Source organism: Lipingzhangella halophila (assembly GCF_014203805.1).
GTDB lineage: Bacteria > Actinomycetota > Actinomycetes > Streptosporangiales > Streptosporangiaceae > Lipingzhangella > Lipingzhangella halophila.
On record NZ_JACHJT010000001.1, the window covers coordinates 2,870,885 to 2,894,231 of the forward strand.

The following is a 23,347-nucleotide window of genomic DNA, read 5'->3' on the forward strand; positions in this document are numbered from 1 at the left end:
TGTCACAGCAGTGTTCCTCCCGAGGCGTCCATCCAGTGCCCGGTCACCCAGCGGCTGTCGTCGGAGGCCAGGAAGGCCACCGCGTCGGCCACGTCCTCGGGCACCCCAACGCGTCCCATGGCCGACAGCGACGACAACCACTCCCGCGCTGCCCCGACGATCCTGCCCTGGTGGATTTCGGTGTCGATGACACCGGGGGCCACGGTATTGACGGTGATCGCCCGAGGCGCGAGCTGCTTGGCGAGCATCGATGTGAGTACGTCGAGCGCGCCCTTGGACATCGCGTAGCTCACGGATTCGGGCATGGCCCGGCCCCGGGTCAGCATCGTGGAGATGTTGACGATCCGGCCGCCGTCCCGCAGGCGCGGCAGCGCGAGTTGGCTGACGAAGAACGGGGAAGTGGTGTTGACCGCGAAGATCCGTTCGAACTGTTCCCTGGTCACATGCTCGATTCCGGGCTCGTCGTTGAGCACCCCCGCGTTGTTGACCAGGATGTCCACCCCTTCGACGCGCGTGTCGAAGGCAGTCCACAGTTTCTCGGCGTCTCCGGCGGCCCCCAGGTCGGCCTGCAGGCTGAAAGCGTGCCCGCCTTCCGCCTCGATCTCGCCAACCGTCTCCGCGGCCGCCCGCGCATTGCTGCCGTAGTGGACTGCGACGTGGGCGCCGTCGCATGCCAGACGCCGGGCGATGGCCCGGCCGATGCCCCTGCTCGCGCCGGTCACGAGTGCGGTCTTGCCGTTGAGAGTGTTCATCTTGGGTGCTTTCCGATCGTGGTCCGTCACGCGGAGATGAGGTGTACCGGGGTCACGTCGCGGTGGTGTCCCACGAGGTCGAACCAGCCACCGAACGAGCCGCCGGACAGGTGCTCCGCGGGGTCCTGGGCCGGGCCGATCATCCGGGTGCTGGCGGAGGACTCCAGCCAGGCGCGCACCGGGTCAGAACGCCGGGTGCGCAGGTCAAGCAGGGACACGTCGGTGCCGGCAGCGCTCAGGGCGGTCTCGGCGAAGTTCGCCGGCGGGGCCGGCACCGGCCAGGGAAGCGAGCCACGCTCGAACGTCAGGCCCACGGAGAGGTACCCGTGCCCGAAGCGTTCGCGCAGGCGACCTCCCAAGCGACCGGAGGAGCGGGCTGTGTGGGCGATGCCTCCCCAGTAGACGATCCGGTCTCCCGAGTGCTCGTGCCACCCGATCACGTCGTCGGCCAGGCGCGCATCCAGGCTCGCGCCTGACCGCGGGGTTTGCCCCGAGCTCCGGGACGTCGCGGTGAAACGCACCGGGTCGTCGGGGTGTCGTTGGTTGTGGGCGCGCATCCACGTAACGACGTCGAGGATCTCCTCCGTTCGCCAGAACGGCCGCGCCCGGGCCAGCATCGCCCGCGGGTCGCCCTGCCCGCTCCTGATGTAGGAGCCGAGCCCGACACGCTCGGGATCGTCCCCTTCGAGAGCCAGAGCGCGGAACCCCAGTTCCTCCACCAGGAAGCGGAGGATCCGGTGCGCGGTGACCGAAAGCTCGTGTGCCTGGCGCGTCGCGGCCCCCACGCCGATGATGGTGGCGTCGCCGACCATGCTCCGCAGCGGCGCCAGGTCGTCGAGCGGCGCCCACGGGTCCAGCGTGGTCAGCGGGCGGGCGTTGCGCCGGATCCAGTGCGGCACGGTTTCGTGCATGGTGGCCTCCTCAGTGTTCAAGCGGCGTAGGGGCGGGCGGCCCTACCGTCACGCAGGGTCCGCGCCCACCAGGTGAGCTGGTCAAGCATGCTCTTGGCGGCGATGGCGGTGCGTCCGTCGGGGTCGGTCGGGTTTCCCCGCGCGTCGAACCGGCTCCCGGCGTTGTGCAGGCTGACGGTGTCGCGGATGCTGACCGCGTGCAGCTCGGCGAATACCAGCCGGAGATGCTCGACCGCACGCAGGCCGCCGGAGATCGCGCCGTAGCTGACGAAGGCGACCGGCTTGGCATGCCACTGCCGGTTGTGCCAGTCGACAGCGTTCTTCAGTGAGGCGGGGTAGCTGTGGTTGTACTCAGGGGTGACCACGAGGAACGCATCGGCACTGGCCAAGCGCGGGCTCAGCGTCTCAAGTGCCCGGGTTGCCGCTGGTGGGGGAGCGCTACCGAAATCCGGCAGCTCCATGGGCAGCGGGATCTCGGCCAGGTCGATGACGTCGACGGTGAAGTTGCCGTGGTGGCGGGCCTGGCCGGCGATCCAGCCCGCCACTGTCGGGCCGAGCCGTCCTGCGCGGACGCTGCCAACGATCACCGCGAGCTGGAGGGGTTCTTCGGGCATAGCAGTCCTCCGGTAGCCGAAAGGGATGTGCGGCGCCCTTCGGGCGCCTCGCGAACCAGCCTGATAGTTCAACCGAAGTTGAAGTCAAGCTAGGTTGGGCCGTATGCCCGATTCCGCAGTGACCGCTACAGAGCTGACCATCGGCGAACTGTCCCACCACAGCGGTGTCTCCACCTCCGCCCTGCGCTTCTACGAACGCAAAGGGCTCATCGCCAGCCGGCGCACCACCGGAAACCAGCGCCGTTACCACGGCAGTACGGTGCGCAGACTCGCGTTCGTCCGCGCGTCCCAGAGCGTGGGTATCCCGCTGTCGGTGATCGAGGCGGTCCTGGAGTACGTGCCACACGAGGTCCCGCCCACCCAAGAGCTGTGGCGGAAGGCCTCACAATGCTGGAGCCAGGACATCAACAGCCGCATAGCGACACTGGAGCGAACGCGCGACCAGTTCAGCGCGTGCGTCGACTGCGGCTGCCTGGCCTTCGACCAGTGTTCGCTGGTCAACCCGACTGGCGAAGCCACCGAAAGAAGCGCTCGCTCCCCACTCGGCACCTGACGCCACAGCGGCACCCGCGTCTCCCGGGCGGTGCGGGCGTGATCGTGCGGGTCAACGGCTCCGCCCCGCACCTGCTGCGCTACCGGGCCGGCCGGCGGACCGCTCTGGAGCGGGCGACCAAGGTCGGAGCCTTCCTCGGCGCCGAACCCGAGCGGTTCCCCCGCGACTTCGCCGTACTGGGCGGGGCCCACCGCGAGCTCGCCCAGATCCGCCGAACGTACCCGTTTCCCACCCCGCTGACCTGGGCAGCGGTCGCCGATAGCCTCGGCAGCCACGCCGCCGTGGACCTAGTTACCCGAGCACGCAGCACAGCGCCGGCCGCCGGCTGGCGCGCACCCGAACGGAGGGACACCATGGGCCGGCGCAGCGACAGCGACGCATCAGAGCACGAGGAGACCAGGCACAAGGAACCGGTCGGCGACAACCGCCAGCCGGCGGACCGCCGCCCGGCCCTGGGCGGCTCCGCGATCGATCTGGACCCCGACTTCGCCGAGGAGCACGCGCCTTCGGAGACCGACCCCGCCGCATGGTCGCCACGGTGGAGCGTGCGGGACAACCGGCCCGAGTGGCCCACCCGGGCCTGAGCAAGCGCGTCCCTCACCCGTGTGCGCCGCGCGCGAGAGGGCCGCAGCGCGCAGTCGCCGCAGGTGCCGTACCCGGACACCCGGGAGTACAGGCAGCACGCGGTGCGCACGAACGCCGCCCGGCCGGTCGCACCCGAGGCGACGAAGTCGCCGAGACCGGCCAGGGGTGCGCGGGCGAGCACCCGACGCGCCAGCGCGTACGCGTCAACGGCCCGGTTCGTCCGGGCGCCGGCGACGGCACCGGTCGCGCCGTCCAGCACGGAGGCCGCGTTGCCCCGCAGCGGACGAGTACGGCCGCTTTATGATAGAAGTTAGGCATGGCCAACATCCGAGATTGGATGCCTTTAACCCGATCGTCGATGGTCGTCCCGCTCGCCCTCACCGTGCTCGCCGCCCCCGCGTGCACCACCGCACCCTCCTCGGCCGCCGAGGAGGACACGGTGCTCACCACGTTCACCGTGCTCGCCGACATGGCCCGCAACGTCGCCGGGGACAAGATCGAGGTGGTCTCGCTCACCCGCACCGGAGCCGAGATCCACTCCTACGAACCCACCCCCGAGGATCTGGCGCGCGGGCAGGACGCCCGCCTCATCCTCGCCAACGGCCTGGGCCTGGAGGGCTGGTTCACGCAGTTCACCGACCAGATCGACGCCCCCACCGCCACCCTCAGCGACGGTGTCGAGACCATCCCCATCTCCGCGGGCACCTACGAGGGCCAGGCCAACCCGCACGCCTGGATGTCGCCGGAGCACGCCCACACCTACGTCGACAACATCCGCGACGCGCTCAGCGGCCTCGACCCGGACAACGCCGCGGCCTTCGAGGCCAACGCCGAGGCCTACAAGACCGAGATCTCCGAGGTCGGCGAGTACCTCAGCACCGAACTCGACACCCTGCCCGAGGCCCAACAAGCCCTGGTCACCTGCGAAGGCGCGTTCTCCTACCTCGCGCGCGACGCCGGGCTGCGCGAACACTACCTCTGGCCGGTCAACGCCGACAGCCAGGCAACCCCCCGCCAGATCGCCTCAACCGTGCAGTTCGTCGAGGACAACGACGTACCCGCGGTGTTCTGCGAGAGCACCGTCAACGACGGCGCGCAGCGCCAGGTCGCCAGCGAGAGCGGAGCACGCCTGGGCGGTGAGCTCTACGTCGACTCGCTCTCCGAAGCCGAGGGCCCCGTACCCACCTACCTGGACCTGTTGCGCCACGACGCCGAAACCATCGTGGCCGGGCTGACCGAACAGGAGCAGCCATGACCGCCCCCGCGTTGCAGGTCAGCGACCTCACGGTCCGCTACGGTGAGGTCCTCGCCCTCGACTCGGTGAGCCTGGCGCTCGACCCCGCCCGCATCTGCGGCCTGGTCGGCACCAACGGCTCCGGAAAGACCACCCTGTTCAAGGCGATCCTGGGGCTGGTCGCGGCCGAGGACGGCCAGGTCCGCATGCATGGTCACCGCCCGCGGGCAGCGCGCGCGAAAGGCGTCGTCAGCTACGTCCCCCAGACCGAACAGGTCGACTGGCAGTTCCCGGTGCGCGTCATCGACGTCGTACTGATGGGCCGCTACGGCCGCATGGGCCCCACCCGGCGGCCGCGCCGCGCCGACCACGACGCCGTCGCCGCCGCGCTGGAGCGCACCGGCCTGACCCACCTGGCGCACCGCCAGATCGGGGCGCTGTCCGGCGGGCAGCGCAAGCGGGTGTTCATCGCTCGCGCCATCGCCCAGGACGCCAGCCTGCTGCTGCTCGACGAGCCCTTCTCCGGTGTGGACCGCCGCGCGCAGGCCGACATCGTCGACGTGCTGCACGCGATGCGCCACGAGGGCCACACCCTGCTGGTCTCCACGCACGACCTCGCCGGGCTCGCGCGGCTGTGCGACGAGGCCGTCCTGCTGCAGCGCCGGGTGGTCGCGCACGGCCCACCGGAGCAGGTACTGACGCCGCACCGCCTGGCCGAGGCGTTCGGCGTCCCGGCCCACACAGTGGGGGAGGGGGCCCAGTGACCGCGCTCGTGGAGTGGTTCACCGTCCCGTTGCAGTTCGACTTCATGCAGCGGGCGCTCCTGGTCAGCGTGCTGGCCGGGGCGACCTGCGCGATCCTGTCGTGCTGGCTGACCCTGATCGGCTGGTCCCTGTTGGGCGACGCCGTCTCGCACGCGGTGCTGCCCGGTGTCGTGCTGGCCTACCTGTTCGGGCTGCCGTTCGCCGCCGGGGCGCTGGTGTTCGGCGCCGGCTCGGTCGCGCTGATCGGCGTGGTCAACCGCACCTCGCGGATCAAGGAGGACGCCGCCATCGGGATCGTGTTCACCTCCCTGTTCGGGCTCGGCGTGGTGCTGATCTCCAAGATCCCCAGCGACACCGACCTGATGCACATCCTGTTCGGCAACGTCCTGGGCGTCTCCGATGCCGACATCACCCAGATCCTGGTCATGGCGGCGGTGGTGCTCACGGTGGTGGCGCTCAAACACCGCGACCTCACCCTCTACGCGTTCGACCCGGTGCACGCGCACGCCATCGGGCTCACCCCGCGCCGGCTGGAGGCACTGCTGCTGGGGCTGCTGTCGGTGACGGTGGTGATCGCTCTGCAGGCGGTGGGCATCATCCTCGTGGTCGCCATGGTGATCATCCCCGGGGCGACCGCCTACCTGCTCACCGACCGGTTCGAGCGGATGCTGCTGATCGCGGTGACCGTGTCGGTGGCCGCCTCCGTCCTGGGTACCTACGCCAGCTTCCACCTCGACATCGCCACAGGCGGCGCCATCGTGGTCGCCCAGGCGTGCGCGTTCACCCTGGCCTACCTGTTCTCCACCCGGCACGGTGTGGCCCGCACCGCCGCGCGGGCCTTCGGGCGCCGCGCGTCTCGCACCTCCCACGAGGAGGGGGCCCGGTCGTGAGGCCGGCGGACACCCCGGACCGTGGTACCGACCGCACGGTTCGAGCAAGAGGTCCCCGGGTCGGGTGAGACCGTAAGGCCCATGGTTTCCGGCCCCGCGCGCCGGGGCTTGCGTGATGGTTCGGCGCGCGCTCGGCGGCAAGCTGGCCCGTTCACCGCCCCATCGCCGCGGCCTGCCCGGTTCGGGCCCGGGCACCAGCGCGGTTGGCGCATGGTGGCCCACTCAACGCGGGTCACGACGACGGTTGGGGTAATCCGCACCGCGGACCCGGCCCGTCGTGCCGCCCACTCCACGCGAAAGCCCGAGGTATCGGACACCCGCGGGTATCTGCGTGCGCAATCAATGATATTCGAGTTTTCAGAGATTTCTGAATAGTGATATTTTTCTGATGGCCGTACGCCGGCTGCGGACGGCAACAGGGCGCCGCGACGTCCATCCGCGCGCTCACCACTCCACGACGAATCAGCACCGGAGGAACCGTGCCCGCCCCCCAAACCCCGACCACCGACGACACCGATCCCCTCAAGCGCTACCACCTCCTCGGCCGCACCGGACTGCGCGTCTCCCCGCTCGCGCTCGGTACCGCCCCTTCGGCGACGACACCCACGGCGCTTTCGGCGCCGACGAGGAGACCTCCCGCGCGATGTTCCGCCGCTACCTGGAGGCCGGGGGCAACTTCATCAACACCGCCGACGTCTACGCCGCGGGAAACAGCGAGGAACTGCTGGGCACCCTCATCCGCGAGACGGACTCACGCGACCGGCTGGTGGTGGCCACCAAGTTCTCGATGGCGACACAACCGGGCAACCCCAACGGGGGCGGCAACGGCCGCAAGCACCTCCTGGCGGCGCTGGACGGCTCCCTGCGCCGGCTGCAGACCGACTACGTGGACCTCTACCTCCTGCACGCCTGGGACACCATGACCCCGATGGAGGAGGTGCTGTCCACCTTCGACACCGTGGTGCGCGCGGGCAAGGCGCGGGCGGTGGGCCTGAGCAACGTCCCGGCCTGGTACGCCGCCAAGGCCCAAATGCTCGCCCAGGCGCGCGGTTGGGAGCCGGTCACCGCGCTGGAACTGGAGTACTCGCTCATTACCCGGCAGATCGAACCGAGCACGTTCCGGCCGCGCTGGATGGCGGCATGGGGGTGATGGCGTACGCGCCACTGGCCAGTGGCTTCCTGACCGGAAAATACACCCGGACCGCCGAGGGGCCGACCGGCCCGGGCCGGCTTGACCCCGTCAAGGCGCTACCGCGGATACCCGGGAACCGCGACCAGGACTGGGACGTGCTGGAGACGCTGCAGCGGGTGGCAGGCGAGCTGGGACGGCCGGCCTCCCAGGTCGCCGTCAACTGGGTGGCGCAGCGGCCGGGGGTGGCGGCCACGCTGGTTGGCGCACGCACCGTCACGCAGCTGGAGAACAACATCGCCGCGTTGGAGTTCTCGCTCTCGCCGGAGCAGCAGGCGGACCTGGACGCGGCCGGCCAGCTCGATCTGCCCCAGCCCTACAGCCTGTTCGCTGGCGAGCTGCATCGCCAGGCCATCAGCGGTGGGCTCACCGTGCGCGCCGAGCCCGAATGGTTCCGCACCCAGCGTTGACGTCCTTGCCGGGACCAACGCCTCCGGGGGTTCCCACCGCCGCGCGCCCGAAGCATGACCCCGTGGCCGCGCCTGGACGGGCGCATCCCGGGATCGCGGACCGGCGCGACTGGAGCCGGCGGCGAACGCGGCCCGAGAGCGCCATACCAGCGCTTCGGTGGTCGGCGTCCGGAGCCTCCGGATTTTTTTCGGGGTGTTGACGAAAATCACATCGGGTCGCATGCTATCGGCATGTCGTCTCAGGCCGGCCCTCTGATACGCCTCAGGCGAGGGCACACAGAACTCGTACTCGAACTGCTGGGCAAGCACGGCCCCCTCAGCCGGAGCAGCCTCGGCAGCCTCAGCGGGCTGTCCAGGACGACCCTCTACGAAATCGTCGCCGAGCTCATCTCCACCGGCGCCGTCGTCGCCTCCCCGGCCGAACCCGCCCAACGCAAGCGCGGCCGCCCCGTGGAGAAGCTGACCCTCAACCCCAGGGCCGGCCAGGTGATCGGCATCGACTTCGCCCGGCGCGCCGTCCACGTGGCCGCCGTCAACGTCGCACACGAAGTCATCGGAACGGCGAGCGAGGCACACCCGGCCGGCCTGCCCTGGAAACAGCGGGTGGACCTCGCCGGACACCTGGTCGACTCACTGGCCGGCGGGGCCCTGGACCTGGGTGCGCTCACCGCGCTCGGCGTCGGCGTGGTCGGACCCGTCTTCAACCCCGGCGACGAGGCCACGCCCGCGCACGGTGTGGACGACCTCCCCATCCTGCTGCGCGAGCACTTCCAGGTCCCGGTCGTCATCGACAACAACACCAGGCTCGCCGCACTGGCCGAGGCGACGTGGGGCTCGGCGGCCGGCAGCCGGGAAGTCGTCTACCTGCGGCTCTCCTACGGCGTCGGCGGCGGGCTCGTCTTCGGCGGCTCGCTGCACCGCGGACCGCAGGGCCTCTCGGGCGAGTTCGGCCACATCAGGGTCATCGAGGACGGCAAACCCTGCGAGTGCGGCGGTACCGGCTGCCTGGAGACCGTGGCCTCCGCCGGTGCGGTACTCGACGCCTACCGTGCCGCCGGCGGCGCGGCCGACGATGTCCCAGCGCTGACGTCAGCGCTGCGCGACGGCGACGAGACAGCCCGCGAACTACTCGGGGAGGTCGGGGCCCGGGTCGGCGACGTGCTCGCCGGGCTGTGCAACGCGGTCGGCCCCGGCCTCGTCGTGATCGGCGGCGAACTGGCCGACACCGGCCCGGCGCTGTTGGAGCCCTTGGAGGACGTACTCCGGGCGCGTGTCATGCCGATCTCGCGGAACTGGGTGGGCCTGCGCCCGGCAATGCTCGGCGACACCGCCGGCGCGCTGGGGGCTATCGCCCTCGTGCTGCACGAGTCCCCTGTGCTTTCCCGCTACCCGAAGACCTCGACGTCCAAGGAGGACGCATGAGCACACCCCCGAGCGGGTCGGAGCACCCATGGCCGTGATCACCCCACCGCAGCAGCCGACCTCGGCACACCCGCGGACGCGCCGCACCGGACGGCACCCGCGGCGCTCGCACCTACTCAACCTCGCCTCCCTCGTGCTCGGCGTGGCGGTCTGGTCCGCCGTGTCGTTGCTTGAGGTGGCCGACCTGCCCGGACCGCTCACCGTGGCCTCCCGCGCGGGCGAGATGGTCGTTGACGGGACCCTCGCCGGCGACCTCGCCGCCAGCTTGCGCCGCGTGCTCATCGGCTTCGCGCTCGGCACCGCGCTCGCCGTGCCGATCGGGTTCCTCATGGGCTGGTACCCCACGGCGCGCAGCCTGCTCGAACCCTACGTCCAGTTCCTGCGCATGATCCCGCCGCTGGCCCTCATCCCGTTGGCGATCGTGCTGCTCGGCATCGGCGAAGTGCCCAAGGTCTTCGTGATCTTCCTCGCGGCTTTCCTGTTCAGCGTGGTGGCAGCCCTGCAGGGCGTGGTCAACGTCGACCGCACGATCATCAACGCGGCCCGGGTGCTCGGCGCGCCCGACCGGACCATCTTCCTGAAGGTCATCATCCCGGCTTCGGCCCCGTTCATCCTGGTCGGTATGCGCACCGGCCTGGGTGCCTCCTGGGCCACCCTTGTCGCCGCCGAGTTGATCGCCGCCCAAGCGGGGCTGGGCTACCGGATGCAACAGGCCCAGCTCTACTACGACCTTCCCACCATCTTCGTGGGCCTCATCACCATCGGCGTGCTCGGGATGGCCATGGACCGGCTGCTGCTGCTCGCCGAGAAACGCCTCACCGGCTGGCAGGAGCGCCGATGACCAACAAGATCGAATTCCGCGATGCCGTGAAGTCCTACCCGATGAACGACTCCGTCTTCACCGCGCTCGACGGCGTGTCCCTGGAGATCGCGGACCGGGAGTTCGTCACCGTCGTGGGCCCGTCCGGCTGCGGCAAGAGCACGCTGCTCAACATGGCGGCGGGCCTGGACGAGCCGACCACCGGCGAGGTCCTCGTCGACGGCGCCCGCGTGCACGGCCCCGGACCCGACCGGGGTGTGATCTTCCAGCAGTACGCCCTCTTTCCCTGGCTCACCGTGCGCCGCAACGTCGAGTTCGGGCTGCGGATCGCCGGTACGTCCGCCGAAGACCGCGCCCGCCGCGCGCAGTGGGCCATCGACCTCGTCGGGCTCACGGAGTTCGCCGATGTCCTGCCCAAGACGCTCTCGGGCGGGATGAAGCAGCGCTGCGCCATCGCCCGCGCCTACGCGGTCAGTCCGCAGGTACTGCTGATGGACGAGCCCTTCGGCGCCCTGGACGCTCTCACCCGAGTGCAACTGCAGGACCAACTACTGCAGACCTGGGCCCAGGAACAGCGCACCGTCATGTTCATCACCCACGACGTCGACGAGGCCGTCTACCTCGCCCGGCGCGTGGTCGTGATGGCCGCCCGGCCCGGCCGCATCCACACGATCATCGACGTGGACCTTCCCTACCCCCGCACGGAGGACGTGCGGCTCTCCGCCGACTTCAGCCGGATCCGCAACCACGTGTGGCACTCCGTCTACCACCAGGAGGCCCCGGCCTCCGCACCCTGACCCGCCGCCGAACAGTCCCGACCCTCGTCTGAGCGATGCCCACCGAGTACCACCGACCGCCCCCGTAAGTTCACCACTCCCTCAGGGAAGGACCGCCCCCATGTGCGTCGCACGGCACACCCTCGCAGCAATACCGACCGTGATCGCGATGTCACTTTCGATGACAGCGTGCTCCTCCGGCGGCGGAGGCGGCACCGAGGACGTCACGTTCGGCTACATCAGCGACTACAACGGAGCCAGTTTGCTGGCCATCGCCGAGACACAGGGCATGTGGGAGGACGCCGACCTGAACGTCGAGGTCGAGTCCTTCACCAACGGCCCCGTGCAGATCCAGGCTCTCGGCGCCGGCGACCTGGACTTCGGCTACATCGGCCCCGGCGCCATGTGGCTGCCCGCTTCCGGCGAGAGCCGGATCGTGGCCATCAACACGCTCGCCTACGCCGACCGTGTGATCGCACAGCCCGACATCTCCTCGATCGAGGACCTCGCGGGCAAAAGGGTCGGGGTGCCCGAAGGAACCTCCGGCGAGATGGCGCTCAACCTCGCGCTTGAGGACGCCGGCATGTCGCCCGACGACGTCGAGAAGGTGCCGATGGAACCGTCCACCGTCGTCTCCGCCTTCTCCTCCGGCCAGATCGACGGCGCCGGCATCTGGTACCCGCTCATCGACACGATCGCCGAGGAGGTTCCGGACCTCAACGAGGTCGCCAGCACCCGCGACTTCGACGGCCGGTCCTTCCCGACCGCCTTCGTCGGCGGCAACGACGTCGACGACGAAACGACCACCAAGGTGATCGGTGTGCTGCAGCAGGCCAACGACTGGCGTGCCGAGCACCCCGAGGAGACGATCGCCGAGACCGCAACGATGCTCAACATCTCCGAGGAGAACGTTGAGGCCGACGCGGCCAACGTCGAAACCATGACGAGCGACGAACTCGTGCAGGCGACCAACGACGGAACCGTCGACGAATGGCTCAACGGACTGAGCGAGTTCTTCGTGGACACCGGCGAGCTCCAGTCCGTACCGCCCCCCGAGGACTACTACACCGGTGACCTCTACACGGAAGCGAACGAGAAGTGAACCTGCTTTTCCTCATGACCGACCAGCACCGTGTCGACACCCTGAGCTGCTACGGCAACCCGCACGTGGCCACGCCCAACATCGACCGCCTGGCGGCCGCCGGCACCCGCTTCGACCGGTGCTACACCCCCACGGCCATCTGCACACCCGCACGGGCCAGCCTGCTCACCGGGCAGGCCCCGTTCCGCCACCGCCTGCTGGCCAACTACGAACGCAACGTGGGCTACCTGGAGGACCTGCATGCGGACGCCTTCACCTTCCCCGCCGCCCTGCGCGAGCAGGACTACCAACTCGGCCTGATCGGCAAGTTCCACGGGGGCACCCACCGCAACGCGGCCTCCTACGGGTTCGACGGCCCCGACCTGCAGGGCTGGCACAACCCGGTCGACCACCCCGACTACCTGGCATACCTCCAGGAGAACGGGCTCCCGCCGTACCGGATCTCGGAGCCGGTGCGCGGCACCACACCCAACGGCAACCCCGGCAACCTCCTGGCCGCCCGGCTAAAGCAGCCGAGCGAGGCGACCTTCGAGCACTACCTCGCCACCCGCGCCATCGAGCAACTCGACAAGTACGCCACCGACGGCAGGCCGTTCTTCCTCGCCACCCACTTCTTCGGCCCCCACCTGCCCTACCTGTTACCCGACGAGTACTACGACCTCTACGACCCCGGCCTGGTCGAGCTCCCCCCTTCGATCGCCGAAACCTTCGACGGCAAACCCGCCGTACAGCGCAACTACAGCGCACACTGGACCTTCGACACCATGCCGATCGAGGCCACCCGCAAGCTCATCGCCGTCTACTGGGGCTACGTCACGCTCATCGACGAGCAGATCGGCCGGATCCTCGACCGGATCGACGAACTCGGCCTGACCGACGACACCTCCGTGTTCTTCACCGCCGACCACGGCGAGTTCACCGGAGCCCACCGGCTGCACGACAAGGGCCCGGCGATGTACGAAGACATCTACCGCATTCCCGGCATCGCGCGCGTCCCCGGAGCCGCCCCCCAAACGCGAGACGAGTTCGTCACCCTCACCGACTTCACCGCGACCATCCTGGAGCTCGCCGGATGCGACCCGTCCCCGGCCGTGGACAGCCGCAGCCTGCTGCCGCTCATCCGCGGCGAGCACCCCGACTGGCCCGCTGAACTCCTCGCCGAGTTCCACGGCCACCACTTCCCCTACCCGCAGCGGATGATCCGCGACGAGCGCTACAAGCTCATCGTCAACCCCGAATCCGTCAACGAGCTCTACGACCTGCACACCGACCCCCACGAGCTCAGCAACAGATACCCGCACCCGGAACTGGACCAGACACGACGCCGACTCATGCGGCGGCTGTACGCCCTGCTCCGCGACCGGGGCGACAACTTCTACCACTGGATGACATCGATGTACGACATAGGCGACGCCGACTACGACCCCAGCCTCAGCGCCTTCGAGCCCACCGGCACCACCCAGTAGCACTCGACCGCGGAGCTCCCACCGTTGGCCCAACCGCATGGGGGCCGCGCGCCGTCCGGGTGCGAGGCCGCGCGCAGCAGAAGGCACCACGCCAGGACCGCGGCCCCTGGGACGGGCACCCGCGTTCCGGGGACCGAAGGAGGACCTCACCCATGTCCGACTCCGAGAACACGCCGCACATCAACCGCCGGTCCCTGTTCGCGGCCACCGCCGCAATGGGAGCCGCGGCGGCACTGCCCGCGGGCGCCGCGCGGGCGGCTCCCAGGGACGCCGCACCCAAGGGACGGTACCCGTCGAACTGGCCCGACCCCGAGCCCTACGGCCTCGCGGACACCCGGCCGGACCTGTGGCCCCGCGAGGACAACTCCCTCATCCTCCCGCTGGAGCTGCGCCCCCGCGATGAGGACCTCGGCCGGGTCTGGATGCGGGACACCTACGTCAACTGCTTCGTCGTCGACCACCAGCCCACATACGTCGCTACCGGGACCTCGCGCGTGCCCGGCCTCAACAAGGCCGCCCCCTACAACGACGGCATCTTCGTATGGGTGGCCCCGTCCCTGCACGGCCCGTGGAGGCTGGCCGACACCACCGGGATCCGGGCCGGCGCCGAGAAGGGCAAGGTCTGGTCACCCGAGTTCGCCAACGAGAACCGGGCCGGACGCACGGTCGTCGCCGGATGGCAGGAGTACTGGCACGACGACCGGTTCGGCAAGCGCGGCCAGGCCTGGGCCCCGGAGGTGCACTACTTCCGCGGCACCTGGTACATCGCCGCCTGCATGGGCGACCACTCCCAGAAGGTCGGCTCGTTCCTGCTGGTCAGTGAGGGCGGGGTAGAAGGCCCCTACCGGCTCGCCGAGGGCAACCTCGAAAAACCCTTCGGTGAATCGTTCAGCGGCGGGCCAGGGTTCATCGAACCCGGCGCCTACCACCACATCGACGGCGGTCTCTACACCGAGGGCGACGACGCGTGGCTGGTGCTGCACAACGACCTCTACGCCAAGTTCCGCGATGACATGGAGGACATCGTCCCGACGACGGACCTCCCGGCGTTCCACCAGGAACCCTACTCGCCCGAGCCCTACATCGAAGGTGCCTACGTGCACAAACACGAGGGCAAGTACTACCTGCTGCAAAGCGTGTGGAACCGCAGGTCGGCCAACCCCGACGGCAGCACGCGGTACGCCTACGAGCCGAACGGACCCGACCGCGAGCGGTACCAGTACGACACGGTCGCCGCCGTCTCGGACCACTTCGAGGGGCCGTACTCCCAACGGTGGACCGCCGGTGTCGGAATCGGCCACAACAACTTCTTCGCGGACCACCGCGGCCACCTGTGGGCGACGTTCTTCCGCAACCCCGCCGCCGGGTACTGGGCGCAACCTTCGCGGATCGCCGACGCCGCCGTGGCCGGTGTCGTACGGCTGGAATGGACCGGCCCAGAGGGCAACCGCCTCTACGTCCAGCGCCGCCCCGGCGAGGGCTAGCGCCACGCACTCGGCCCGGGACCCGGCGCCACCCCAACGGCAGCGGGCCGCAACGACGGCCTCCCGTGCGGTGGAAACACCTCCGCGCACCACTGGTGGCCCTCGTTGTGGCCCGGCCCCGCCTCACCGCGCCACGCGGAACCCGGTGTTGCCGCTGGAGCTGTCCGGGGAGTTGCCCATCCGCGCCGAGGTGCGGTAGCGCAGGCAGTACGACTCGTGGCACAGGTGGGAGCCGCCCCTGAGCACCCGGGCCTGACCGAAGCGCGGACCGGTGGGATCGGTCCACGGCCCGTTGCGGTGGTACCGCGGGTTGAACCAGTCAGCGCACCACTCCCACACGTTTCCCGTCATGTTGTGCAGCCCGTAGCCGTTGGGCGGGAAGGCGTCCACCGGGCAGGTCCCGAGGTAGCCGTCGGCCGCGGTGTTGCGGTCGGGGAAGGAGCCCTGCCACACGTTCATGCGGTGTTCGCCACCGGGCTCGCGCTCGTCCCCCCACGGGTACGCCTTCCCGGCCAGCCCGCCCCGGGCCGCGTACTCCCACTCCGCCTCGGTCGGCAACCGAACACCGGCCCACCGGCAGTAGGCGAGCGCGTCGTCGTGCGAGACGTGCACGACCGGGTGGTCATAGCGCCCGCGGAGCCCGGAGCCGGGGCCCTCGGGGTGGCGCCAGTCAGCGCCGTGCACCTGACGCCACCACGGCGCGCCGGCCACAGACCGGCCCGGCGGGGACCGGCGCGGCAGGAACCCCTCGAAGACGAAGGTCCAGCCGTACCGCTCGGCGTCCGTCGCATACCCCGTGCTCTCGACGAACACCGCGAACTCGGCGTTGGTGACCGCTGTCGCGGCGATCTCGAACCCGCTGAGCGACACTTCCCGGACCGGCCCTTCGCCATCCTCGGGGTAGGGGCCCTGCGCGCATCCCATGAGGAACACGCCCCCCTCCAACGCCCGCCAGCCGCCGTGCGGCGGGGCGGCCGCCTCAGCCGCGGTGACGGGCACCGGCCCTTCGGCGGCCCGCGCCGTTCCCCGTTGCGGGGCGCAACACGCGTGCTGAGGCTGCTCAGGGGGAGTATCTGCGCTCATGGAATGCTCCTCGCGCCGCCACCGGCCGGGACCGAGAACGGTTGGGGCGGACTCGCTGTCGACGCCCACCATTGTCCCGCGCCGGCCACGGGCCGGCCCCGGTCCCAGCACACCGGCCCAGGTGCCACGGCCCGCCTCCCACAACCGCAACCGCGGCGCGCGTCCCTTTTGGGCTACCGCCCCGGCGCGGACGGGCTCATGCCAGGATCGCGAACTGGCGCGACTGGGCCACCAGGGTTCTGGTGGAGTCCCAGATCTCGAAGTCCTCCTCGTGGAACCCACCGGAGACGTGCCGTGTCACCGCGCGGCAGGCCAACCATCCCGGGGCGGGCCGCGCCCGAACATGCACGGTCAACTCCACCGTGCTGGAACCGGCCTCGCCGAGGTCGAGCACCACCGGCGGCCCCGCGTCGACCAGCATCGGCAGCGCGGCCACATCGGCGTCGCGCCCGGCCAGACGCATCCAGAACTCCCACTCCGTCCGCCCCTCCGGTGCTCCGTCCATCCACCCGGGCCGCTTGGGGGTGCGGTACTCGACCTGGTTGAGCATGGTGAGCGCACTCATGTCCAGCCCGGCCAAGGGGTCCTCGCAGGTCTCGGGCGGCGGCAGGTCGGGGGCAGCGGCCGCGGTGTGGGTGACCGTGTCCGCACCGAGGTCACCGAATGTGGCGGTGGCGCGCACCACCTCCTTTCCGCCCTGGGCGAGGTGGACCTGCCCGGTGGCGGTGCGCCGCCCTTCGCGCACCACCTCGGTGGCCAGGGTGGCCGGACCGGGGGAGGCCGGGCGCAGGAAGAACCCGGAGGCCACCAGGGGAATGGGGCGGCCGATGTCCTCCCGCAGCGCGTTCACCGCCATCGCCAGCAGGTATCCGCCGTTGGGGTTGCCGGTCAACACCGTCCACCGGTCGGAGACGGTCGCACTGCGCTGGCCGTCGCCGCCCTTGTGTGTCCTGGTGTCGACATCGAAGGGGTGCGGGCCGGTGTGGCTGCCCGCGTCGATACCGGTGATACTCATCGCTCTCCTCTGCCGATCCGCGGCGCGACTCGCCCGGACGCTGCCAGCTTCGCGGGCCCGCTGCGGCTCGGCAATTACCTCACGGGTAATGCGAGGCGCCCACCGGCCGGCGCCAGGGGAGCCACCGCCCCTACCGTGCCGCCCGCGCGTGCCGGGTCAGGAAGTCCGCGGTCGCGGAGTCAGCGGGGAAGAACGACTCGACGACGATCTCCGAAGCCGTCACGTCCAGCGGGGTGCCGATGACCGCCAGGGTGCTGAAGAACACCAGTTCGCGTTCCTGGTAGCGCAGCCGCATCGGCACCACGACGTCACCGGGACCGGGCAGCTCGACCTCGGGTTCCTCCTGCTCGCAGGGCAGCGCCAGCAACTCCTCGTACAGCGCCCCCAGTTCGCCGTCGCCGGTCTGCTCCACCTGGCGGTGCAGCCGCCGCAGCAGGTGCGCACGCCACTCGCCCAGGTTGGCGATCCGCGGAGCGAACCCCTCCGGGTGCAGGCTGATCCGCAAACTGTTGGCCGGCGAGGCCAACAACGCGGGGGAGACCCCCTCGGATAGGAGCGTGCCGGCGGCACTGTTGAAGTCGATGATGTTGTAGAGCCGATCGACGGTGAGCGCCGGGTAGGGCTCGTGAGCGGCCAGGACCTGGCGCACCGCCGCGCGCACGGGCGCCATCTCCGGTGAGCGCAGCGAGTGCTCGGGATAGGCGGGGGCGTACCCGCCGGCCAGCAGCAACTGGTTGCGGTCGCGCAGTGGAACGTCCAGGTGCTCGGCGAGCTTGAGGATCATCTCCCGGCTGGGACGCGTGCGCCCGTTCTCCACGAAGCTCAGGTGGCGGCTGCTCACGCCCGCCTGCACCGCCAGGTCAAGCTGGCTCAGCCGGCCCCGGATCCGGTGATCGCGCAGCAATGCCCCCACCGGGCGCGTGTTCAGGGTCGTCACCCCGAACACGCTATCGGCGCCGCGGCGCACCGGCCACGCGCGGCCCCCAGCCCGACAAGGCCGAGGCCGCCGAACCGCCTCCCGCGTGCTGGACGCCCCGTAGCCGGCGGGCACCGCCCATCCGGGCCGGCCCGGCGAACCAGCGGTGACCTTGCCCACACCCACCAGCCCGATCGGCCCGCACAGCCCCACCAAACGCCGATCTCACCGCGGTGGCGCGGCCACCGTGAGTGCTCTGTTTCGCCAGCGTTACCGCGCGACACGTTCAGGCAACGACGGCTCCCTAGCGTCATTGGCGAACCGCACACCAAGCAGGAAGGCCACGCCGTGACCTCCGAACCCGCCACAGCACAACCGCGCTCCACCCGCCGCTGGATCGAGCACTGGGACCCCGAGGACCACGGGTTCTGGCAGAACACGGGGCGCCCCATCGCGCGGCGCAACCTGTGGGCCTCCATCCTGGCCGAGCACCTGGGATTCTCCGTCTGGTCGATCTGGTCGGTGCTGGTGCTGTTCATGCAGCCCGAACACGGCTTCACCGCCACCGCCGAGCAGAAGTTCCTGCTGGTGTCGGTGGTCTCGCTAGTGGGGGCGGTGCTGCGGGTGCCCTACACGCTGGCGGTACCGGTCCTGGGCGGGCGCAACTGGACACTGCTCTCGGTGCTGGCACTACTGGTGCCCACCGGTCTGGCGTTCTACCTCATGCAGCACCCCGACACCCCCTTCTGGCTGTTCGTGGTGCTGGCCGCCACCGCCGGCCTGGGCGGCGGCAACTTCTCCTCCTCGATGGCCAACATCAACCTGTACTTCCCCGAACGGGAAAAAGGCTGGGCGCTGGGCCTCAACGCCGGCGGCGGCAACATCGGCGTGGCCACCGTGCAACTGGTCGGCCTGGGCGTGATCGCGGTGTTCACCACCAGCGCCGGCGCCGCAGTGCCCCTGTTCTACGTGCCGTTCCTCCTACTGGCCCTGTGGGTGGCCGGCAAGTACATGAACAACCTGGCCACCGCGCGCACCGACACCAGCGCCCAACTGGCCGCCACCCGGGACCGGCACTTCTGGATCATGTCCGTGCTCTACATCGCCACGTTCGGCTCCTTCATCGGCTTCGGGTTCGCCTTCGGGCTACTACTGCAGAACCAGTTCGACCGCACCCCACTGGAAGCAGCCTCGGTGGCCTTCCTCGGCCCCGCCATCGGCTCACTGATCCGCCCGGTAGGGGGCTGGTTGTCCGACCGCTACGGCGGCGCCCGCATCACCCTGGCCAACTTCGTGGCGATGGCCCTCGGCACCGGTCTGATCACCATGGCCGTGCTCGCCGACTCACTGGCGATGTTCATCACCACCTTCATCGCGCTGGTGCTGTGCACCGGCATCGGCAACGGCTCGACCTACAAGATGATCCCCAACATCTACGCCGCCAAGGCCCAGGACCAGATCGCCGCGGGCGCCCCACGCGAGGAAACCCTCGCCCAGAACAAGCGGATCGCCAGCTCCATGCTCGGCCTGATCGGCGCGGTCGGGGCACTCGGCGGCGTCAGCACCAACCTGGTCTTCCGGGAGTCCTTCGCCGCCACCGGCTCGGCCGCCCCCGCATTCCTGGCCTTCCTCGTGTTCTACGCGGTGTGCATCGTCATCACCTACACGGTCTACATCCGCACCCCCTCCCGGAGGCCGACGCGCCCCGCTGGCACCACCCCGGCCCAAACCCGACAGGCGGCGTCGTGACAACCACCCACTGCCCCTACTGCGCCCTGCAGTGCGCCATGCACCTCGAACCCGGCCAGGACGGGACGCTGACCGTGCGCCCCGCGGACTTCCCCACCAACCGGGGCGGGCTGTGCCGCAAAGGATGGACCGCCGCGGAGGTACTCGCCACCCCCGGCCGGCTCACCCGGCCACTGCTGCGCAAGGACCGTTCGAGCGACTTCGACGAGGTCGACTGGGACACCGCCCTCGACTACATCACCGACCACCTCACCCACCTGCGAACCACCCGCGGCCCCGACTCGGTCGCGGTGTTCGGCAGCGGCGGGCTGACCAACGAGAAAAGCTACCTGCTCGGCAAGTTCGCCCGACTGGCCCTGGGCACCTCCCAGATCGACTACAACGGCCGGTTCTGCATGTCCTCGGCCGCCGCAGCCGCAACCCGCGCCTTCGGCCTGGACCGCGGGATGCCGTTCCCGCTGGCCGATGTGGGCTCCGCCGAGGTGGTGCTGCTCGCCGGCGCCAACCCCGCCGAAACCATGCCCCCCATGATGGGCCACCTCAGCGCACCCCACCTGATCGTGGTGGACCCGCGCCGCTCGGCCACCGCCGAGCAGGCCCTGGCCGCAGGCGGAACGCACCTGGCCCCCCGGCCCGGCACCGACCTCGCCCTGGCCCTGGGCATGCTGCACACCGCCCGCGCCGACAACCTGCTGGACACCACCTACATCGCCGAACGCACCACCGGGTTCGACGACACCTGGCGCAGCGCCGCCGCCTGGTGGCCCGAGCACACCGAACACATCACCGGGGTGCCCGCACACCGGATCCGCGCCGCCGCCCGAACACTGGCCAGGGCCAACGGCGCCTACATACTCACCGGCCGCGGCACCGAACAGCACACCAAGGGCACCGACACCGTCTCCGCCTGGATCAACCTCGCCCTGGCCCTGGGCCTGCCCGGCCGCCCCGGCTCGGGCTACGGCGCCATCACCGGCCAGGGCAACGGCCAGGGCGGACGCGAGCACGGCCAAAAAGCCGACCAGCTACCCGGCTACCGCAGGATCGACGACCCCCGCGCCCGCGCCGACGTCGCCCAGGTGTGGGGCGTCGAGGAACACACCCTGCCCGGGCCCGGCCGCAGCGCCGCCGAACTCCTCGACGCCCTGGGCACCCCCACCGGGCCGGCCGCGATGCTGCTCCTGGGCTCCAACCCGGCCGTCTCCGCCCCCGACACCGCCCGCGTACGCGACCGCATGGCCAGCCTGGAACTACTGGTCGTGGCCGACTTCGTGCTCTCGGAGTCGGCCGCGATGGCCGACGTGGTGCTCCCCACGGCCCAGTGGGCCGAGGAGCACGGCACCATGACCAACCTCGAAGGCCGGGTGCTGCGCCGCGACGCCGCCACCACCCCGCCACCCGGCGTACGCACCGACCTGGAGATCCTCAACGCGCTGGCCACCCGGCTGGGCCAGCCAACCGAGCGCTTTCCCACCGACCCCGACACCGTACTGGCCGAACTGGGCACCGCCACCGCTGGCGCACCCGCCGACTACTCCGGCGTGACCCCCCAACGCCTGGCGTCCGGCGACGCGCTGCACTGGCCCGTGGCCGCCAGCGGCACCGCCACCCCGCGGCTGTTCCTGGACCGCTTCGCCCACCCTGACGGCCGCGCCCGCTTCGTGGCCGTGCAGCACCGCCCACCCGCCGAGGACACCACCACCGAGTACCCCCTGATCGCCACCACCGGGCGGCTCATGGGCCACTACCAGTCGGGCGCGCAGACCCGCCGCGTAGCCGAGCTCACCGAGGCCGAACCGCACGCCTACGTCGAGGTGCACCCCGACACCGCCGCCCGCAACGGCCTGCGAGAAGGCCAGTGGGCCCGGCTGACCTCCCGGCGCGGCAGCACCACCGCCCAGGTGCGCACCCACCCCCAGGCCCGGCTGGACACCGTGTTCCTGCCGTTCCACTACGCCGGGGCGCAGGCGGCCAACAACCTCACCAACCCCGCCCTGGACCCCACCAGCCGCATGCCGGAGTTCAAGATCAGCGCCGTGCGGCTCGAACCAGCCCCCCACACCCACCAGGACCCGCCCACATGACCGCCGCCGCACCGCACTAGCCAGTCCCACCCGCGCCACGGCGCACCACTTCGAGCCCACGCTCGCAACAACCCGGGAGGTATCAGGTGAACCAGCCCGTGCGCCACTTGGTGGTCATCGGAAACGGCATGGTCGGCGCGCGCTTCGCCGAAGAGGTCGCCCGCCGCGACCCCACTGGCGAGCGGGCACGCCTGACCATCGTCGGCGCCGAGGACGAACCCGCCTACAACCGGGTACTGCTCTCCGGTCTCGTGACCGGGGACTACACCCCCGACGACATCCGCCTACCCCAACCCGACCACCCCTGGATCACCTACCGCACCGGCACCGCCGCCCAGCGCATCGACACCACCACCCGCACCGTCACGCTGGACGACGGCACCCGCACGCACTACGACGAACTGGTCCTGGCCACCGGCGCCCGCGCCGCCTTCCCCCCGATCACCGGGGTCGCCGCACCCGACGGCACCCCCGCCGAGGGCGTCACCGCGCTGCGCGACATGACCGACTGCCACCGCGTACAGGCCCTCACCCAACCCGGAGCGCCCGTCGTCGTGCTGGGCGGGGGAGTGCTGGGCCTGGAAGCCGCCCGCGCGCTGGCCGAACGCGGCGCCCGCGTCTCGGTGGTGGAGTCCTCGCCCTGGATCATGCGCCGCCAGATCGACCAACCCGCCGCCCAGATCCTCGCCGAGCGCTACACCGCCATCGGTGTCACCGTGCACTCCTGGCGGGTCGCCGCACGCTGGCTGCCCGGCACCGGCCTGGAACTCGACGACGGACGGACCCTGCCCGGCGACGCTCTCATCGTCACCGCCGGGGTACGCGCCAACACCGAACTCGCCAAAGACGCCGGAATCACCGTAGAGCAGGGCATCGTCGTCGACGACACCCTGGCCACCTCCAACGCGCGGGTGCACGCCATCGGCGACTGCGCCCAACACCCCGGCGGCGGCACCGGCCTGGTCCAGCCCGGCTGGGAACAGGCCAGCGTGCTTGCTGACCTGCTCACCGGCACCGCCCCCAACGCCCGCTACACCGGCGCGCGCCCCGTCACCCGCCTCAAAGCCAACGGCATCGACCTGACCTCGCTGGGCGACACCGAAGCCGACTCCACCGCCGAGACCGTCACCATCTCCGACCCCTACGGCGGCCGCTACGCCAAACTGTCCGTGCGCGAAGAACGCGTCGCCGGCGCCATCCTGCTCGGCTTCCCCGACACCGCCTCCACCATCGCCCAGCTCTACGACACCGCCACCACGGTGCCCACCGACCGCCTCGCACTGCTGCAGGGCCACACCCACCCCCAGACCACCGCACCAGACCCCGCCCAGACCGACCCGCTCATCTGCCGCTGCAACGCCGTCACCCGCACCGACATCGAGGCCGCCTGGCTCGACGGCGCCCGCACCCGCGAAACCATCGCCGCCCACACCCGCGCCACCACCGGCTGCGGAAGCTGCATCCGCGACGTCAACGCCCTACTGTCCGGCTGGTCCGACTCCACCCCGGCCAACGCCACATGAGACCC

General features: G+C 70.7%; 20 protein-coding genes and 1 pseudogene. 15 read left to right on the forward strand and 6 right to left on the reverse strand.

What is annotated here, in order from left to right:
- Positions 1 to 2: 2 nt before the first annotated feature.
- Genes F4561_RS13355 through F4561_RS13365 form a run of 3 tightly spaced genes read right to left on the reverse strand, consistent with a single transcriptional unit; the run spans position 3 to position 2,277 of the window.
- Positions 3 to 752 (reverse strand): SDR family NAD(P)-dependent oxidoreductase, encoded by a 750-nt coding sequence (locus tag F4561_RS13355; protein WP_184578877.1) that lies wholly within the window; start codon positions 750 to 752, stop codon positions 3 to 5.
- A gap of 26 nt (positions 753 to 778) precedes the next feature.
- Positions 779 to 1,663 (reverse strand): erythromycin esterase family protein, encoded by an 885-nt coding sequence (locus F4561_RS13360; protein WP_184578880.1) that lies wholly within the window; start codon positions 1,661 to 1,663, stop codon positions 779 to 781.
- A gap of 17 nt (positions 1,664 to 1,680) precedes the next feature.
- Entirely contained in the window at positions 1,681 to 2,277 is a 597-nt protein-coding gene (locus F4561_RS13365; protein WP_184578883.1) for an NADPH-dependent FMN reductase, read from the reverse strand.
- Between the two features lie 103 nt (positions 2,278 to 2,380).
- Here F4561_RS13365 and soxR point away from each other — a divergent pair, with 103 nt between their 5' ends.
- The 12 genes and pseudogenes from soxR to F4561_RS13425 all read left to right on the forward strand — a co-directional run bounded on the left by soxR (position 2,381) and on the right by F4561_RS13425 (position 14,972).
- Positions 2,381 to 2,830, forward strand: coding sequence for a redox-sensitive transcriptional activator SoxR (gene soxR, locus F4561_RS13370; RefSeq protein WP_184578886.1), 450 nt, complete (start codon positions 2,381 to 2,383; stop codon positions 2,828 to 2,830).
- 38 nt (positions 2,831 to 2,868) lie between these two features.
- Positions 2,869 to 3,414, forward strand: coding sequence for a hypothetical protein (locus F4561_RS13375; protein ID WP_184578889.1), 546 nt, complete (start codon positions 2,869 to 2,871; stop codon positions 3,412 to 3,414).
- A gap of 317 nt (positions 3,415 to 3,731) precedes the next feature.
- On the forward strand, positions 3,732 to 4,670 hold the full coding sequence (locus F4561_RS13380) for a metal ABC transporter substrate-binding protein (protein WP_376773659.1): 939 nt from the start codon (positions 3,732 to 3,734) through the stop codon (positions 4,668 to 4,670).
- Positions 4,667 to 5,413 carry a metal ABC transporter ATP-binding protein gene (locus F4561_RS13385; protein ID WP_184578892.1) on the forward strand — a complete coding sequence of 249 codons (747 nt, stop codon included), beginning with the start codon at positions 4,667 to 4,669 and terminating at the stop codon, positions 5,411 to 5,413. Before F4561_RS13380 ends, F4561_RS13385 begins: the two co-directional genes overlap by 4 nt.
- A gap of 44 nt (positions 5,414 to 5,457) precedes the next feature.
- Positions 5,458 to 6,303: a metal ABC transporter permease gene (locus F4561_RS13390; RefSeq protein ID WP_184583548.1), complete on the forward strand. Its 846-nt coding sequence runs from the start codon at positions 5,458 to 5,460 to the stop codon at positions 6,301 to 6,303.
- A 643-nt stretch (positions 6,304 to 6,946) separates the two neighbouring features.
- A pseudogene (locus F4561_RS32550) lies at positions 6,947 to 7,902 on the forward strand (aldo/keto reductase).
- 231 nt (positions 7,903 to 8,133) lie between these two features.
- The gene (locus tag F4561_RS13400; RefSeq protein WP_184578894.1) at positions 8,134 to 9,324 is read left to right on the forward strand and encodes an ROK family protein; all 1,191 of its coding nucleotides are present in this window, start codon (positions 8,134 to 8,136) and stop codon (positions 9,322 to 9,324) included.
- 28 nt (positions 9,325 to 9,352) lie between these two features.
- Positions 9,353 to 10,165 (forward strand): ABC transporter permease, encoded by an 813-nt coding sequence (locus tag F4561_RS13405; protein WP_184578897.1) that lies wholly within the window; start codon positions 9,353 to 9,355, stop codon positions 10,163 to 10,165.
- Positions 10,162 to 10,941: an ABC transporter ATP-binding protein gene (locus F4561_RS13410; protein ID WP_184578900.1), complete on the forward strand. Its 780-nt coding sequence runs from the start codon at positions 10,162 to 10,164 to the stop codon at positions 10,939 to 10,941. The genes F4561_RS13405 and F4561_RS13410 overlap by 4 nt, the downstream gene beginning before the upstream one ends.
- Positions 10,942 to 11,089: 148 nt before the next feature.
- Complete coding sequence (locus F4561_RS13415; RefSeq protein WP_246437196.1) at positions 11,090 to 12,022, forward strand: aliphatic sulfonate ABC transporter substrate-binding protein; 933 nt, start codon at positions 11,090 to 11,092, stop codon at positions 12,020 to 12,022.
- Complete coding sequence (locus F4561_RS13420; protein WP_184578906.1) at positions 12,019 to 13,488, forward strand: sulfatase family protein; 1,470 nt, start codon at positions 12,019 to 12,021, stop codon at positions 13,486 to 13,488. The genes F4561_RS13415 and F4561_RS13420 overlap by 4 nt, the downstream gene beginning before the upstream one ends.
- 152 nt (positions 13,489 to 13,640) lie before the next feature.
- On the forward strand, positions 13,641 to 14,972 hold the full coding sequence (locus tag F4561_RS13425) for a family 43 glycosylhydrolase (RefSeq protein WP_184578909.1): 1,332 nt from the start codon (positions 13,641 to 13,643) through the stop codon (positions 14,970 to 14,972).
- Positions 14,973 to 15,095: 123 nt separating this feature from the next.
- Here F4561_RS13425 and F4561_RS13430 read toward each other — a convergent pair whose 3' ends face one another.
- The 3 genes from F4561_RS13430 to F4561_RS13440 form a co-directional block, all read right to left on the reverse strand.
- Positions 15,096 to 16,055 carry a formylglycine-generating enzyme family protein gene (locus F4561_RS13430; protein ID WP_184578912.1) on the reverse strand — a complete coding sequence of 320 codons (960 nt, stop codon included), beginning with the start codon at positions 16,053 to 16,055 and terminating at the stop codon, positions 15,096 to 15,098.
- A 196-nt stretch (positions 16,056 to 16,251) separates the two neighbouring features.
- Positions 16,252 to 17,070: a thioesterase family protein gene (locus F4561_RS13435; RefSeq protein ID WP_184578915.1), complete on the reverse strand. Its 819-nt coding sequence runs from the start codon at positions 17,068 to 17,070 to the stop codon at positions 16,252 to 16,254.
- A 130-nt stretch (positions 17,071 to 17,200) separates the two neighbouring features.
- A complete protein-coding gene (locus F4561_RS13440; protein WP_312885239.1) occupies positions 17,201 to 18,007 on the reverse strand; it encodes a helix-turn-helix domain-containing protein in 807 nt (268 codons plus the stop codon).
- A gap of 327 nt (positions 18,008 to 18,334) precedes the next feature.
- On the opposite strand from F4561_RS13440, the gene F4561_RS13445 reads away from it, so the two are divergent.
- The 3 genes from F4561_RS13445 (at position 18,335) to F4561_RS13455 (ending at position 23,342) form a co-directional block, all read left to right on the forward strand.
- Entirely contained in the window at positions 18,335 to 19,735 is a 1,401-nt protein-coding gene (locus F4561_RS13445) for an MFS transporter (RefSeq protein WP_184578920.1), read from the forward strand.
- Positions 19,732 to 21,819, forward strand: a complete 2,088-nt coding sequence (locus F4561_RS13450) for a molybdopterin oxidoreductase family protein (RefSeq protein ID WP_184578923.1) — start codon at positions 19,732 to 19,734, stop codon at positions 21,817 to 21,819. Before F4561_RS13445 ends, F4561_RS13450 begins: the two co-directional genes overlap by 4 nt.
- Before the next feature lie 86 nt (positions 21,820 to 21,905).
- On the forward strand, positions 21,906 to 23,342 hold the full coding sequence (locus tag F4561_RS13455) for an FAD-dependent oxidoreductase (RefSeq protein WP_184578926.1): 1,437 nt from the start codon (positions 21,906 to 21,908) through the stop codon (positions 23,340 to 23,342).
- Positions 23,343 to 23,347 lie beyond the last annotated feature (5 nt).